This is a genomic window from Lysinibacillus sp. Y5S-8 (assembly GCF_036894365.1).
GTDB classification, from domain to species: Bacteria; Bacillota; Bacilli; order Bacillales_A; family Planococcaceae; genus Lysinibacillus; species Lysinibacillus fusiformis_D.
On sequence record NZ_CP145889.1, the window covers coordinates 3,735,782 to 3,751,666 of the forward strand.

16 protein-coding genes are annotated in these 15,885 nt (G+C 37.5%); 7 read left to right on the forward strand and 9 right to left on the reverse strand.

Going from position 1 to position 15,885, the window contains the following annotated elements; translation table 11 throughout:
• Positions 1-24 precede the first annotated feature (24 nt).
• The 3 genes from V6670_RS18260 to V6670_RS18270 all read right to left on the reverse strand — a co-directional run bounded on the left by V6670_RS18260 (position 25) and on the right by V6670_RS18270 (position 2,886).
• Entirely contained in the window at positions 25-660 is a 636-nt protein-coding gene (locus V6670_RS18260; RefSeq protein ID WP_141905598.1) for a sugar transferase, read from the reverse strand.
• Positions 661-801: 141 nt separating this feature from the next.
• On the reverse strand, positions 802-1,251 hold the full coding sequence (locus V6670_RS18265) for an SACOL1771 family peroxiredoxin (RefSeq protein ID WP_141905597.1): 450 nt from the start codon (positions 1,249-1,251) through the stop codon (positions 802-804).
• Between the two features lie 33 nt (positions 1,252-1,284).
• Positions 1,285-2,886, reverse strand: a complete 1,602-nt coding sequence (locus tag V6670_RS18270; protein WP_338654675.1) for a Na/Pi symporter — start codon at positions 2,884-2,886, stop codon at positions 1,285-1,287.
• 212 nt (positions 2,887-3,098) lie between these two features.
• Here V6670_RS18270 and V6670_RS18275 point away from each other — a divergent pair, with 212 nt between their 5' ends.
• Complete coding sequence (locus V6670_RS18275; protein WP_141905595.1) at positions 3,099-3,722, forward strand: 3-ketosteroid-delta-1-dehydrogenase; 624 nt, start codon at positions 3,099-3,101, stop codon at positions 3,720-3,722.
• 39 nt (positions 3,723-3,761) lie between these two features.
• On the opposite strand, the gene V6670_RS18280 is transcribed toward V6670_RS18275, so the two are convergent.
• Both V6670_RS18280 and V6670_RS18285 read right to left on the reverse strand, forming a co-directional pair.
• Positions 3,762-5,372 (reverse strand): GNAT family N-acetyltransferase, encoded by a 1,611-nt coding sequence (locus V6670_RS18280; RefSeq protein WP_338651824.1) that lies wholly within the window; start codon positions 5,370-5,372, stop codon positions 3,762-3,764.
• Between the two features lie 135 nt (positions 5,373-5,507).
• Complete coding sequence (locus V6670_RS18285) at positions 5,508-7,196, reverse strand: FAD-dependent oxidoreductase (RefSeq protein WP_338651825.1); 1,689 nt, start codon at positions 7,194-7,196, stop codon at positions 5,508-5,510.
• Between the two features lie 234 nt (positions 7,197-7,430).
• Between V6670_RS18285 and V6670_RS18290 the strand changes: the two genes are divergently transcribed.
• A complete protein-coding gene (locus V6670_RS18290; protein WP_244504876.1) occupies positions 7,431-8,117 on the forward strand; it encodes a zinc transporter family protein in 687 nt (228 codons plus the stop codon).
• 39 nt (positions 8,118-8,156) lie between these two features.
• Here the strand turns inward: V6670_RS18290 and V6670_RS18295 are convergent, their stop codons facing one another.
• Positions 8,157-9,218 carry an S-layer homology domain-containing protein gene (locus V6670_RS18295; RefSeq protein WP_141904974.1) on the reverse strand — a complete coding sequence of 354 codons (1,062 nt, stop codon included), beginning with the start codon at positions 9,216-9,218 and terminating at the stop codon, positions 8,157-8,159.
• Positions 9,219-9,560: 342 nt separating this feature from the next.
• On the opposite strand from V6670_RS18295, the gene V6670_RS18300 reads away from it, so the two are divergent.
• Both V6670_RS18300 and V6670_RS18305 read left to right on the forward strand, forming a co-directional pair.
• Entirely contained in the window at positions 9,561-10,457 is an 897-nt protein-coding gene (locus V6670_RS18300; protein WP_141904973.1) for a copper oxidase, read from the forward strand.
• A 221-nt stretch (positions 10,458-10,678) separates the two neighbouring features.
• Positions 10,679-11,578 (forward strand): 3-hydroxyacyl-CoA dehydrogenase, encoded by a 900-nt coding sequence (locus V6670_RS18305; RefSeq protein WP_338651826.1) that lies wholly within the window; start codon positions 10,679-10,681, stop codon positions 11,576-11,578.
• Positions 11,579-11,633: 55 nt separating this feature from the next.
• Here the strand turns inward: V6670_RS18305 and V6670_RS18310 are convergent, their stop codons facing one another.
• Together V6670_RS18310 and V6670_RS18315 are read right to left on the reverse strand one after the other, a co-directional pair.
• Positions 11,634-11,825, reverse strand: a complete 192-nt coding sequence (locus tag V6670_RS18310; RefSeq protein ID WP_036122865.1) for a hypothetical protein — start codon at positions 11,823-11,825, stop codon at positions 11,634-11,636.
• 3 nt (positions 11,826-11,828) lie between these two features.
• A complete protein-coding gene (locus V6670_RS18315) occupies positions 11,829-12,380 on the reverse strand; it encodes a sigma-70 family RNA polymerase sigma factor (protein ID WP_141904971.1) in 552 nt (183 codons plus the stop codon).
• Between the two features lie 173 nt (positions 12,381-12,553).
• Here V6670_RS18315 and V6670_RS18320 point away from each other — a divergent pair, with 173 nt between their 5' ends.
• Together V6670_RS18320 and V6670_RS18325 are read left to right on the forward strand one after the other, a co-directional pair.
• Positions 12,554-12,709 (forward strand): YvrJ family protein, encoded by a 156-nt coding sequence (locus V6670_RS18320; RefSeq protein WP_080717074.1) that lies wholly within the window; start codon positions 12,554-12,556, stop codon positions 12,707-12,709.
• Positions 12,710-12,826: 117 nt separating this feature from the next.
• Entirely contained in the window at positions 12,827-13,108 is a 282-nt protein-coding gene (locus tag V6670_RS18325; protein WP_338651827.1) for a hypothetical protein, read from the forward strand.
• 47 nt (positions 13,109-13,155) lie between these two features.
• On the opposite strand, the gene V6670_RS18330 is transcribed toward V6670_RS18325, so the two are convergent.
• Complete coding sequence (locus V6670_RS18330; protein ID WP_141904970.1) at positions 13,156-13,653, reverse strand: GNAT family N-acetyltransferase; 498 nt, start codon at positions 13,651-13,653, stop codon at positions 13,156-13,158.
• A gap of 713 nt (positions 13,654-14,366) precedes the next feature.
• Here V6670_RS18330 and V6670_RS18335 point away from each other — a divergent pair.
• A complete protein-coding gene (locus tag V6670_RS18335; RefSeq protein ID WP_036122875.1) occupies positions 14,367-15,803 on the forward strand; it encodes an amino acid permease in 1,437 nt (478 codons plus the stop codon).
• The last annotated feature ends 82 nt before the right edge of the window (positions 15,804-15,885 follow it).

Genomic DNA, 15,885 nt, shown 5'->3' on the forward strand with positions numbered 1-15,885 from the left:
TCAGTCTAGCCACTCCTTATTTCTTTAATAGGCACCTGTTCTTGCTACTACGACATAAAGTGTCTTCAACACAATTTGAACATCCATCCAAAAGGAATAATTTTCAACGTATTCAACATCATAAGAAATTTTTTGTCCATGTGAAATATTCGACCTACCGTTAATTTGGGCAAGACCCGTTAAGCCGGGTTTTACCTTCAGACGCCTGGCCTGTAGCGGGTTATACGCATTTGTAATTGTGGGAACCTCTGGGCGTGGTCCGACAATGCTCATCTCACCCTTTAACACATTTAAAAGTTGTGGAATTTCATCAATACTGAGCTTTCGAAGGATAGCGCCCACTTTTGTAATCCGTGTATCTTGCTCTGTTTTAAAATAATAATCATCTGGGATACCGTCAGCACAAATAGCAGGCATATTCACTGGAATTGCTTGAATACACATGGTTCGTAGCTTCCAAATCACAAAGCGGTGATGATCGAGGCCAGTTCTTATTTGTTTAAAGAAAATAGGGCGACCTGTCGTCATGAGTAAAATGAGGAATACTATTAGCATGAGAGGGATTGTTATGAAAAGTAAAAGTAATGCTCCAACTATATCAAATATTCTTTTGCCGTACTGACCATAGAATGTGAGATTCTGAGCTGTCTGAACGTGCAATACATCATCCTTTGCATTTTTTTAGCACTTATCACTATATATTCATTTTGAACATTTCTAGAACTATTAAAAAAAAGTGCCTCCTTTTATAAAAAAAAGAGTTATATCAGCGACCTATGCTGAATAACTCTTTTTGCCTTATTATATGCTTGCTTCCAAAATTTGAACATCACATTCAATCATAACGTTACCTTTTAACGCTTTACTAATCATACATGTTTGTTCCGCCTTTTGTGCTAAACGTTCCACTCTTTTTGCAAGTTGTTCTGATAATGCTTGGACAACAATCGTTGGATTATGCACAATTTTCTCATAAGTAAATACACCATTTTCTACACTGACAAACCCATGCGCTTGCATGGATAATTGCTGCACCTCAATTTCTGATCTTTCAAGGAGGGCTGCTAATGTAATTAAATAACACGTTGCCGCTGCCCCTAACAGCATTTCATCAGGATTTGTCCCAATGCCAGGTCCATTCATTTCCTGAGGAATAGAAATTTCTGTTTGCAAATTGCTTGCTTTGATGTTCCCTGTACCATTTCTTCCCTCTGCCCATGTTAAATCCATTGTAAATTTATGCTGAACCATTCTATATCCTCCTTCTGGAGATGAATATTCCTTTTATTCAACTATTGCTGTGTTTTTTTCTGCCTCAACATGACGACCTTTTTTAGTTACGGTTTGATACTCAGCAAGGCGAGCCGTTGTACGCCAATAGTGATAAATAAGGCGATCAAGCCACAGTAAAGCCTCCACTTTCGATACGGCTGTCTCTAACTCTACCACATTTTCAACAGTATGCTCGAAGTACGCATTTCGTTTGTCACGTCGAACTGCCGCCATTTCAGAGGATGTAACCTCAAGCAGAGTAGCAATCTCAGGTAAACGCTCATCCTCATCGATAATCAATAGAACTTTTTCCAATACCTCTAACCATTTTTGAGTTAACGTCACCTGTAATTGGAAGGCATTAGGGTTCTGCTCACGTAATGCCTTAGATAGACGGTACAAATGATCTAAAGCATGTAAAAGTGCTATATGCTTAGAACGTTCCTTTTGCGAAGAAGATTGTATAGCATCCATAAATAAACGTGTTTTTTCAATCGCCTCATCAATTTGAGCTAATTGACTGTCTATTTCGGCTGTTCGTTTTTTCTCTTGTATAAGGGTAACAATGACAGTCGTCAATTCCTTGGTAATGTCCTGTAACGTATTGAAGGATACTTCTACAGCTACCCCTGGTAATTGAGCTACACTATCATCTAAATTCCGTGTTAAATGATTTCCTTTTTCAGGAATCATTTTTTCAATAGCCTTTGCGAAAGGGCGTACAAAAGGCACAAAAAGAATGGCTCCGATGACACTAAATAATGTATGGAAAACAGCAATGCCTAATGTTTCATCGAAGCTACCATTGATGGATTTCGTGACAAATTCGGTTAGTGTGAACATAAACGTTGCACCAAATGTCACTAGAATAGCCGTTACTACGTTGAACAATACATGTGTCACGGCTGTTCGTTTAGCAGCTGTTGATGCACCAATTGCAGCAAATAATGCTGTAGCAGTCGTACCAATATTTTGGCCAATAACTAAATAAGCTGCCTGTTCAAAATCGATAGCGCCTGCATATAAAGCTGTTAAAGTAGCGGCAATTGCGGCACTAGAAGCCTGCATAATAACCGTCATAATAAGGCCTAAAACAATTAAAATTAGTATTCCACTAATAGAATTTGCACTAAATGCATCGAATGGAATTTTATCCTGTACAGCTGCCATTCCTCCCTGCAGGACATCAATACCTAAGAATAATAATCCAAAACCAGTAACTAACCCACCTACTGCTTTGTAGTCACGAGGAGCAAGCAATTGCACAAACACACCAAGAGCAATGAAAGGCAGTGACATTGTCTGCATATTAATTTTGAAGCCTATTAGTGAAATAATCCAACCAGTACTTGTACTCCCAATATTAGCGCCAATAATAACACCAATTGATTGGACAAACGTGAGGAGACCCGCACTGACAAAACCAATGGTAATCAAGGTAGTGGCAGTGGAGGATTGCACTAGCATCGTCATCAATGTTCCTGATAATACCGAGCTAATGGTCCCTCCTGTAAAACGATTTAGCCATTTTTTCAAGGCATCTCCTGCCAATTCCTTCAAACCGTTAGTTAGCATCGTCATCCCAAGTAAAAATAAACCGATGCCCCCTAGCACATTGATCAACCTATCAACACTCCCTACTAAATAATCTCTATTGATGCTCGACTCCTCTTTGGAGACATTTTATTTCTTCATCGTACCATTATTGAATTTGAGAAAATAGGGATGTTTTCCTTTAACGAACAAAATAATCCATTATTTTACGAAAAACAAGATGATAATTTTTATGGTAGAATAGAATAAATAATTATTTAGGAGATTTTCAAATGATTTTAACAAAGCAAGAAGCAATACAAGCACTTAAAAAGAATAAGTTTATCGGTTTTACAATTACAACAGGCAATATTATTATGAAAAAGATCAATAAAACCGAATATAATATTTTTGTCTTTGAAGAAGGGCGAGATAAACCTTTACGTTACGTTGGTTCTATTATGAACGTTATGGCGACAATGAGCGATAAAGCTTCTAATAAAGATTTCGTCATTGTTGAACAACTTCCAACAGCAAGCAGCAATGAAGAAACGCAAACTTCTAATCAACAGGCAGCAACAGAAGAAAAAGGAGCACCAGCGGTAGAAAAAAAAGAAACTGTAGCTGAAGGAACTGAAGAAAGCCGTGCTATTGCTGGCTATGAAGGGCTATATGAAATGACAGTGAGTGGTCGCATTTTAACGGTCCGTGAAAATCGTCCTTTAGCTCGTTGTAATGACGAATACGGCTTCCATATTGCACGACTAACGAAGGATGGCAAAGCATCCAGTCATAATGTCTTTGAGCTTTGGAAGCAAACATTTCCTGAACTTGAGCACACTCATTTCAAAGGTGCGTTAAAAGCAAAATATGGTACAGGCTGTAAACTAATCGATAAACCTGGTATCCATTTTTAATGAAACACCCTCAGCTTTTTTTGCTGAGGGTGTTATTTTTTAGAATTGATATATTTTTCGCCATTTGAACAACTTCACAATATGAATTTTGGCTACCTTATGGAACCCAGCATACTGAAGCTTGCGCCGCCTGTGTCCATCATACCATGAAGCGATTGTACAAACCGCTCTCCCTTCACGCTGCACATCAGCAACAATGTCAGCTAGTCGCTGGCTATCATATTCCCTGATAAAGGACATATTTTCTGGCAGCTCATAAGAATAGTCAAGCATTTCTTCAGTTGCTATTTTATCGTGTCTCCTATATAAAACTTGATTGTTTTCCCCAAACAGCCGATAGCCCTTATAGAAACTAGCAACATAATCTGCTCGCTCATTCAGCGTCATGATATCCTTCATTGTTATCTCTTGAAAGTTTACTAATTCTTTTGCTTGATTTTGCTCTGCGATATAAACGTCTAATATGTGAATGGCTAGAATTCGTTGGAGTTTGATCGTTAAAGCCTTTAACCAATCTTTTGCACTGGCATTCTTCACAAAATAACGCAGTTCCCCTAGTCGATCTCTCTTCAATTTCACTAGCTGATGATTATTCGTTAATAGACCTTTCAGGCGATCACGAAATACCATCCATGTTCGAATAACACGCTCTTTGACCCCTTTTGTACTCATGACAAACTTCCTTGTGAAATCAATATGTGTATACCATTCAAACTTATATGGCTCATAGCCACTTCCTAAGTCATAATAACGATAGCCAGAGTCATGGGCTTTTAACATGTTTTCTTTTTCTATGATGCGACCAGGACCAAATAGATTGAAATCAGGCTCATGTCCCATTGCCTGACAGAAGTTACGCTCTCTACAGCATAGATCAATGGTAAAAGCAATCCACTGCCCTTCAAATTGCAAGTGATCTACTTCTACCCGTAATACCTTGCTATTCGTTTTGGCTAATCGCTCATAAAATAAGCGAGTTTGCTTTGCTGTAAAACCACTTTTATCAATTTTCTTTTGCCATCTTCTTGTATATAACGTAAACATATCCTGTATATGATTGTGCTTCACACTTTGAAAGACTACTTGACCAAGTGACCTTAATTTATGCTCACGACGCTTCAAGCCTTTGAATTTTTTCCGGTGCTTTTTCAAAAACTCATCCAATGAGATCGATTGAAAATCTATATAGGATGTTACTGTTCGAAATATAGAATGAGGCATCTGGTATTCTATGGCATACTTTTCAAGCGCTTGTGAGGTAGTTTTACTTTCTAACAAGCCATGAAATACTAACAAATAACGCTTATATTTTTGGCTAAATTCCTTCATTAAATAAGCAATTGCCTGCTCTAGCCATCGCTTTTCTGCTATGACTTCCATATAGGTCGCAAATCCTTGTCCTATAAAGCTAAAATGATGGATTCCATACCTCACAGAATGAATGAACGGAAAAAAAGCAATGGCCATGCCTTCATTTTCGACTACATAAATCTCTACATTGTCATGAGCCCCTAGTGTTGTCCACCACGTTGAGATCCATTCGTATTCAATAAAAGGATTATTATTATGCTCTCGTTCAAGTATTCCTGACCAAGTACTTCTATAGGGCTCTAATGTTTCAATGTCAGTGATGAGTCTATAAGCTAGCAACGTACTAAATCGCTCCTTTTTCCGTTTTCATCGCCATACATTTAGTAGCCACTATATTCTTAGCAAGAAAGTGTTAGAACATTTCCCCAATGTAAAACCCTTCCTCATCAGCGTGTTGGAAGGGTTTCGTCCAATTTATACATTTACAAGTGATGCCTCTTCTTTTGCTACTTCCTTGGCCATATATGTTGTCGCCACATAGCTTAAAGTCATACCAGGTCCAATGGTCGCTCCTGGTCCGGGATATGTTTCTCCCATAATAGACGCTGAACAATTGCCTGAAGCATATAAACCTTCGATTGGTTCACCATCTTTCTTAATCACCCGAGCATATTCGTCCACTACTAAACCACCTTTTGTACCAATATCTCCTGGAAATAAACGCAATGCATAGAACGGGGCTTTCTTTATCTCTGCCAAATTTGGATTTGGTAATGTCGGGTCCCCATAGTAATTATCATAGGCGCTATCTCCTCGATAAAAATCATCATCATGACCGTTTCGTGCAAAGTCATTAAAACGATCTACCGTCGCTACTAGTCTCTCAGCTGGCACATCCATTTCTCTGGCAAGCTCTTCAATCGTCTCCGCACTTTTCACGATGCCATGATCAAACCAACTTTTTGGGAAGGCTTGTCCTGGAAACAGCCCTGTAAAAATATAACGGCTTTTAGCAGAGGCATCAATCAATATCCAGGAAGGAACAGCCTGCTCTGTAGCTTCTTGATGCTTGTACATCCTCTCTACAAATTCATGATAGGGTGCCGCTTCATTGACAAAACGTTGCCCTGTGCTATCCACTACCATCATATTCGGTACACCGCGATCTGCCACTAGGAAGAATGGTTGCCCTTGTGGATCAATAACAGAAGGCGCTCCCCACACTTTATCCATTAAATCTAACGTAGCGCCAATTTTCACGCCAGGTTCAATAATGTCACCTGTCTGCCCTTCTGGTGAAGAAGTCCACGCAGCATTCGTTGGGCTAGGTAAATACTTTTCGCGGAGTGCCTGATTATGTGAAAAGCCACCTGATGAAAGAACAACACCCTTCTTTGCCTCAATGCGCTGCTCTTGCCCATCACGTTCCACAACGATGCCAATCACTCGTCCCTTGTCCATAATGAAATCTTTAAAGGCAGTCGATAGCCAAAGCTCGCCATTTGCCTCCGCAAGAGAGAGCCGTAAACGTGCCACTAAAGCCTCGCCTAAAGCTACTGGGTCACTCTTTGTCACCTTTGATTTTACTAAACGCGCCCCTAATTTCAGTGCAGTCGTTTTTCCTTGCAACGTCCTTGTAATCATATTCACCTTATGAAACTCGTAGCTATTCATCGTAAAGCCTTTTGTTGATAGTGTTGCCCGACGCATAGTATTCGCTAAAGAACCCATTTTCGTTAAATCGAAAATCAGTGGTTCAATGGAACGTCCCTGTGACAAGCCACCTGGTTTTTCAGGATAATAATCTGAGTAGCCTTTTGCATATTGGAAGCGCATATGCTTAGTTTTATTGTATAAAAAGCGTAACATTTCAGGTCCTCTCGTAATATAAGCTTCCTTTAACGCTTCTGGCACACGATCACCGATTGTTGAATCTAAATATTGGCGTGCAAGTTCATGTGTATCTGGAACACCTGCACCTTTAATGACATGATTATTTGGAATCCATAAGGCACCACCTGAAATAGCAGAAGCACCGCCGTAGCGAGCTGTTTTTTCAATCACTAATGATTTCAATCCTTGTAATTTTGCTGTTAAACCTGCTGTCAATCCTGCTGCACCTGATCCTACTACAACTACATCATAGCTTGCATCCCATTTCATTCAACCATTCCTCCCTATATGAGCTTAATCGATGAATCTGGTCTTTCTATTAAAAAGTATAGAATTAAACTAATATTCAGTCAATTGAATAAATTCGCTATTTTCCTACATTATGAAATTATCCACCGCTTTCTAGATACATTCTTGCAAGCATATTCATGTCCAATTAGCATATATTTGGAAAAATGACATTAAAGTTTATGATAGGGCGGAGGAACTTTACAGGTGAGTGCAATGATACTTGGCGGATTTCTATTTTTCAGTGTGAGCATTGGGGGTGCGATTGCCTGGATTTTCTCTAAGCTATTTCAGCATACGACACAGGGATTATCATTATTATGTGGGGGCTTTCTAGTAGGCATACTTGTGCTAGATATCATCCCTTCTTCATTTCAAATCTATCAATCATTCGGTATTATACTAGGCATTTTTATCGGTTATTTCATCTTTCAACTACTAGACACCTTATTTCATGCTTCACATACACAAAATCCATCGGTTTCTCTCCTAACTCTTGCTATGATTATCCATACAATCCCTATTAGTCTCACTGTTGGAAACTTACTTGGAAATGCTGCCTTAAGTATTTCTCTCACAGCCTCTATTATTCTTCACCATGTTCCAGAAGGCTTTGCTCTTTCAACCGCACTTATTTCTCAGGGGGAAAAGCTATGGAGACTTTTCATTTATTTTTTTATTTTCTCTATTTTCTTTAGTATTTTTATTTGGTTTGGACAATATTGGTCTTTGACGGAGAAAGCACAGGGGGTCTTAATGGGGATATCGATAGGATTAATTGCCACGGCTAGTATTTCTGAATTTATTTTGCATCAGCTACAGAAAGTCTCGTTTAAATCATTTTTTATCTATCTCTTTTTAGGCTACTTCCTCAGCTATATTTTCCATATACTTGTGGAGTAAAAAAAGGGTGTCTCTAATATTAGAGACATCCCTTTTTCATTATTCTTCTTCACTTAGTAGCATTAAAGTAAGCGTTAAAATTTTAGAAACCTCTGCACGAGTCAGATTTCCTTTCGGGTTAAACTTCCCATTCGTGCCATTTAAAATTCCTAAATGTTGTAAGAGACCAATAGCTTCTACTGTTTCTTTACGCATTTGATTTTTATCTGTGAAAGTATTAGTTTTGCTCACTTGTGAAACATTAACTTCCATACTTTCTAAATATCTAGCAGTAATGTATGCCATTTCCTCGCGTGTAACAGGCTTTTTCGGCTCAAATTTTTCACCATTAAAAATATCAATTAAGCCATACTCTTCTAGAATCGCTACTTCCTTTGCACCCCAGAATCCATTCAGGTCCGTATAAGTAGCTGGTCCCTCATAATCTTCATTTACATTTAAGCCAGATGCTCGGAAAATAATGGCCGCTAATTCTCCTCTAGTTACTTGTCCATTCGGATTAAAAGTTGTGGCAGATGTACCCGTGATAATATCAGCTTGATATAGCAATTGGATATAGCTCTCAGCCCAATGACCAATGGCATCCTTAAAATATCCACCTGGCTTTAACTCAACATCTGCACGAGCAAATACTTGAACCATATCATTTAAATCCTCTGTGCTAACAGCTTCCCATTTCCCTGCTGTATAAACTTCACTCTTAAAACCATTGCCAGTTTGCGTAATTTTTATTTGAATCGCATTACCGAACAACTTTTTAAGCTCTTCGTAGTTTTCTTTAAATTCTTTTTCTCCCTCTGGATATAGGTTTGTACCATCCTTGTAGGATTGAAGAATCGACTCTAACGAAATTTTTACTGTAATACTATTTTTCGTTGTAACAATCGAGACTTCATCATTCTCAAAGCCTATTTTAGATAGCAATAGCATTTTATAAATATCTTGATAGGACATTGCCTGTAATTGACTAGTAGCTGCAACAGCCTGCTTTGGATGGATAATATTTGCCACATTTATAGTTTCCTGTGCCTGTGCCTGTCCACCAAATCCTCCTGTTAAACATGCAATACTTAGCGCACCAGCTAACATTACTTTTTTCATCGTTCTTCCTCCTTCGATTCATACACCCAGTGTACTAAAACAGGACTTAGTAAATCTATAAAAATATGTAAATAATTCAATAATTATAAGAAAGACCTATTAATTACATACTAAAATTTTACTACTGCTCTTTTTATTTCGGCATGCATTCAATTAAGCGACAAGGTAATTTTTTATTATTTCTAAAAAAATTTAATAATATTACCACCTTATATTGATTACTAGCATGATTTTTATGTGTGTTTCTAGTCATAGATGCTATTGAAACCATCCGCCTTACATGTCCTAAATTTAACAACAACAAACATACAATAGAAAATCATGATTACAGGAGGCTTCTTAATGGTTATCACCCCTGGTATTAAAGATTTACCCTATGTCATGCAAGTAAATGGTACAAAGTTTTTCACTTTGATTGCAGAAGAAATAACGTGGGAGCTTGTCGATGGAATCTTCATTCAGGCGTGGGGCTACAACGGTTCCACACCTGGGCCAACCATTCGTGTCTATCCGGGGGATCATATATGTATTCGTGTCATTAATCGACTACCTGAAAAAACTAGTGTACATTGGCACGGCTTACTTGTCCCGAACACAATGGATGGTGTTCCTCCCATTGAACCGTCACCTTTTATCGAGCCAGGACATTATTTCGATTATCATTTTACAATTAAAAACCCTCCCGGAACATATATGTATCATTCGCATGTGAATGTCGCTGTGCAAGATAATGCTGGCCTTTTAGGCGGATTTATCGTTGAAGACCCATGCTTACAAAACATTTCTCAGCACAAGGATTATCTATGCCTATTACAAGAATGGGCTGTCGATCAATTATCCTGGGGGAAGCTTACAAAAGGTACGTATCCTTTAAACTTTATTAAGCCTGAATTTAATTTTTTCACGATCAATGGCAAATGCTATCCTTTCACAAAGCCATTAGCCGTACATTTAGGTGATACTGTAAAAATTCGTTTTGGCAACATCCAAATGCATCACCATCCCATCCATTTACACGGTCACCAATTCCATGTCGTTGGGGCAGATGGTTTTCCTATCGCAAGCCACACACAAATTGCTAAAAACACCATTCTTGTTGCCTCTGGTGAAACATGGGATATAAGCTTTACGGCTAATAACCCTGGTATCTGGCCCATCCATTGTCATATGCCCCATCATGTTACAAACAATGGCGCACCTGGTGTTGGGGGCATGTTTACTACAGTGAATTATCTTTAACATGGAGGACAGCTTAAAAGCTGTTCTTTTTAACGTTATATTTCTTTATTATTGGGTACATACTTGATAAGGAACATCACATAAATCTTTATATCTCTATAATATTAGAGTCTATCATTTGATTTTTATTGAAGGTTAGAAGTAGTATGGAATTGTAACGAAGGATTATCTACCTATCCACACTATTATATTAATGTAACAATTTCAAAGGAGGAATTTCGATGAATTATCAAAACATTACGGTTGCAGGTAGCGGTGTATTAGGAAGTCAAATTGCTTACCAATCTGCTTTCAAAGGTTTTAATGTAACCGTTTACGACATTAATGACGAGGCTCTAAAAAATGCACAGGATCGCATTACAAATTTAAAACCCTTGTATCAACAAGACCTAGGTGCAACACAAGAAGAAGTAGATGCTGCTTATGCACGTCTTACTTTTAATAGTGACTTAGCTCAAGCTGTTGCGAATGCAGACCTTGTAATTGAAGCAATTCCTGAGGTTGTGAGCATCAAAACTGAGTTTTACACAAATCTAGGCAAAGTAGCACCAGCAAAAACAATCTTTGCAACAAACTCGTCTACTTTATTACCTAGTCAATTTGCTGAGGCAACTGGACGCCCTGAGAAATTTTTAGCTCTCCACTTTGCAAATACTATTTGGAAAAACAATACAGCTGAAATTATGAAACATCCTGGTACAGATATGAAAGTATTTGATGAGGTTGTAGAATTTGCACGTGCAATCGGCATGGTACCTCTACCATTATATAAAGAACAACCTGGCTATATTTTAAATTCATTGCTTGTGCCATTTTTAGATGCAGCTGAATCTTTGCTTGTAAAGGAAGTAGCTGATCCAGAAACGATTGATAAAACATGGATGATTGGTACTGGTGCTCCACTTGGGCCATTTGCTATCCTAGACATCGTTGGCATTAACACAGCCTATAACATTGTGGAAGCGAAAGCAAATGCTACTGACGATGAAAACATGAAAAAATTAGCTAACCTATTAAAATCAGAGTACATTGAAAAAGGTAAACTTGGTCGTGCAACTGGCGAGGGCTTCTACACATATCCAAACCCAAGCTTTGCTAAACCAGACTTCTTAAAAGGTTAATGATTCAAAAGAGCAATTATCCCATTAAAAAGGAAAATTGCTCTTTTCTTTTGTTTCATGTAAAGAAATCCCAAAATCCAGGTGTGTCTTTAAATTCTTTTGTCGCCATTTTTTCAATAATTTTTAATTTGATCTCCTGTTCCAGATCCTCTCTCTCCTGATAACTTGTTTGATGAAGACACTGCTTAATTTTTGGCATGAAATTCTCAATGATTATTAGCGTCTCCTCATTGTAATTGTTTTCCATTGATTATCTCTCCTCTTTTCTAAGCATCTGGTGAAGTTTCTTTAATGCCTTTCGATGTAGATTGGATATATTTTGAGGTGACGTGTGTAATGTTTCTGCTATTACTTTAATCGAACAGTCTTTGACATAAATCAGCTCTAAAATTTGAAGTTGCTTGCCCGTTAATGTTTTTAAAGCTTTAAAGAGCTGTTCGTTTTCAACCGTGTCCAATAATCCTCCCTCAATTTTCACGTCTTCTCTAGTACACTCAGCGTCAAATAGGGCATTATCTACGATTAATAAGAAGCGGTTTTGCAATCTTCTCCTTTTTTTATCAAAATCCAGGCTGAAGAAATAAATTAAACTGCTGACATATGTTATTTTTCGAACCCTTATATAGTGAGTTTGAAAAATTTCATCAACCATTTTCCTATTACAATCGGTTGGATATAAAATGGCATTTTGAACCAAATAAAGATTTTTAGCATCAGCTAAAAAACTTCTAATAATTGGATTTTTAATCTGCTCTATATTCCTGCGAAAAAACGCCTCTATTTTTTGATGCTCATTACACATTATTATCACTCCTATCTATCCGTCTTCTTGCTAAATAAAGTGAATATCCTCTCTCTATTATAAACCAAACACAGAACAAATGTTCTGTTTAAGGTTAATTTATATTGATTTTATGGTGCAGCAATTCACTTTAGTCATTGTAAGGCACAACAATATTGAAGGAGGAAGATGTCATGATTACACCTGAAACTATTCAAATATGGGTTAGCTTAATTGGAAACTCTGGTTTCCCTATTGCCATTACCATCTATCTCTTTGTGCGATTCGAAAAGAAAATAGAGGTTTTAGAAGCGGTCATCTTGAGATTATTAGATAAAATGGAGCAATAATCAGCCTAAAAAAATTTACGGCAGCACTCTTTAAAAGGAATGCTGCCGTGTGACTTAACCGTGCAAATTCATACAATATATGTAAGACCAAATACTTTATAGATGGGAGGGGATTTTATGAATCACAATAACATGCTGTCACCGAATATTGTCATGACCCTTTTTATCATGCTTGGCATTTCCTATAATTACTTTTACGATTCATTCGCCATTCAAATTGAATACTTAGGCAATCTAGGATTTTGGCTGACACTCCCCTTATCAATTATTATGATTGTGTTGAGTATATGGCTACTTAAAAAGAAAGTGCCCATTGTTAGCACTTTACTTATACTTGTTATGACTGGTATTACTTTAGTCATTGCATTATTTTCATTGTTCTATTGGAGTTCACCATAAAAACTTATAGCCTTTGAAGGCTGACTTCAAAGGCATTTCTTTTTTTACTAGATGTACAGCACCATATAATCTTCATCAACATATTGCTGTCCTATTTTTAACGCACGCTTTTCTGTTCCAAACACCTGAAAGCCTAGCGATTTATATAGCCCTTTTGCTGAATCATTGGAAGACACAACTGTTAAATTGATCTGCTCAACGACCGCTAATACCTTTGCTTGATTAATGACGGCTAACATTAAATGTTTACCTAAACCAAGCCCTCGCTTTTTTGGAGAAACATAAACGGCAAAAATGGTTGCTTTATGCTTTAGCTTCATTTTATTTTCCTGTACCAATGTCGCAACGCCCAGCAAATCATTCTGTTCAAATGCCCCGAATGTAAACGATTCCTGCCCCTCTAGTCTACTTGCAAATAATGCAAGCCCCATATCCTTTTCCTCTTCAAAGCTAGAACCAAATGCCTCCGGATTCATTTGTAGTCCCTCTAATCTCAATTGACGATATACCTCAGCATCTGCTGCTGTTAAAAGCCTAATTTCCATTCTTCCCCTCCTATAACACTTTTCATTTTTATCGACCATAGCGAATAGCATTTGATGTATTTTTTCAGGAAAATGAAGAAGGTTAAAATAGATGTCTAGCAGTATCGCGAAACACACTCTTACACTGTAGACGCAACGAACTCATTCGCTCCCGTCTATGATCTATTTATACATAAAGGTAAATAGTCTATCGGTGAACACTATTAGCAGTACAAGAAAAACGCTTTGTACTAAGTAATCAAGACATAGAGCGACCTTAACGAAACAATTGTTTTGCAAGCGTTCTTAAAGGATTTTGCTAAGCAAACCCACTGCATATTTTCAAGCTATACAGTTGCTGGCTATTTATGAGAGATATCATTTTCGTATAACACTAGGGATTTTTTTAGGAGATTTGTTTTCTTATCAAGCATAACCTCTACTAAATAAGTGATATAGTATCAATTATTTTCGGACTGATTTTATTAAGCATAAAGGATAATTATACATGAAACATCTTACTTTTAGTGATTCCAATCCATTGTTGATTAAATAAACAAACCAAATTACATACATTAAAGAGAAAAAAGATATATATTCAGAAAATTATGACATATTATATTGACACTGTGTCATTTTTAATTTAGTATATGCATAGATTCACCAGATTTTTTAGAAATGATAGAAAGAAGTTGATTTATGAAAGATGAAATTTACACAAAGGGGATGAAAGAATGGTTAAACATAACCACAGTATGGAAGACATTATGGAACGTGAGCAAGGTTTAAACAAGGGATTAAAGACAAATCAAATTACGATGATTGCCATTGGAGGTGCCATTGGGACAGGGTTATTTCTCGGCAGTAGCTTAGCCATCGGTCTAGCTGGTCCAAGTGTTATTGTGAGTTACGCTATAGGAGCTCTCATTGCACTATTACTAATGGGTTGTCTCGCAGAAATGACGGTTGCGCATCCTACAACTGGATCATTTGGTGCTTATGCTGAAAAATACGTAAATTCCTGGGCAGGATTTGCTATTCGGTATTCCTATTGGTTCTCATTAATCTGTTCAATTGGTACAGAGGTGACCGCTGTTGCCCTTTATATGCGGTATTGGTTCCCAAGTGTACCCAATGCTGTATGGATTATATTATTTGCTGCTATACTGCTTTATGTAAACGCTACCACAGTGAAATTATTTGGCGCTGTAGAATATTGGTTCTCCGTTATTAAAATCACTGCGATTGTCGGCTTTATTATTTTAGCTAGTATTGTTATTTTCGGGGCAGATAGCTCCTCCAATATTGGCATCCAAAACTACTTCAATGATGGCGGCTTTTTCCCACATGGTTTTTGGGGAATGTGGATGGGTATATTTATTTCATTATTTAGTTATCTAAGTATTGAAATGATTGCTGTAAGTGCTGGGGAAGCAGAGAACCCAAGGAAAGCTGTCCCAATTGCATTAAAATCAGCTGTGATTCGTTTAATTTTATTTTATATTGTAACACTTGTACTAATGCTGATGATTGTCCCTTGGGGAATGGCAGGTGCAGACAAGAGCCCATTCGTTAAAGTAATGGAAATATTAAATATTCCTGGTGGCGCATCTATGATGAACTTTGTTGTTCTAATCGCAGCGCTTTCGGCTATGAATAGCCAGCTTTATATTTCTACTCGTATGATGTTCTCACTTTCACGGGGTGGCTTTGCTCCGAAGCAATTGGGTAAGCTTAACAAAAGACAAGTTCCGACGAGGGCATTGCTCGCATCTGTTATCGGTATTATCATTGCTACAGCATTTTCGATTTTCAAGCCAGAATCAGCTTTATCGCTTATGATTTCAATTTCAAGCTTTGGCGCTATGTTTGCGTGGTTTATGATTTTCATTACGCATCTATTTTTCCGTAAAAAATACAAACCAATAGATGGAGAAAAACTACCTGTACGTATGATTGGTTATCCTTATTTAACCATTTTAGGAGCCGTTCTATTAGCTTCTGTCGTATTATCAACATGGTTCTCTCCTGATTTTAAAGCAACATTACTTGTCGGCTTCCCTTGGCTTATCTTCATTTCTATCTGCTATTATATTTGGAAACGAATAAACATAGCAAAAAATCGTGTCATCACAAATGATCTTGAGGAAGAGCAAGTAGAAACCATATAGCATAGTTGTTAAAGCGCTAAAACTAATAAGATACCTCCAAGACTGATAAAGGATAGGAAATTCTCTATCCGTCTTGGAGGTA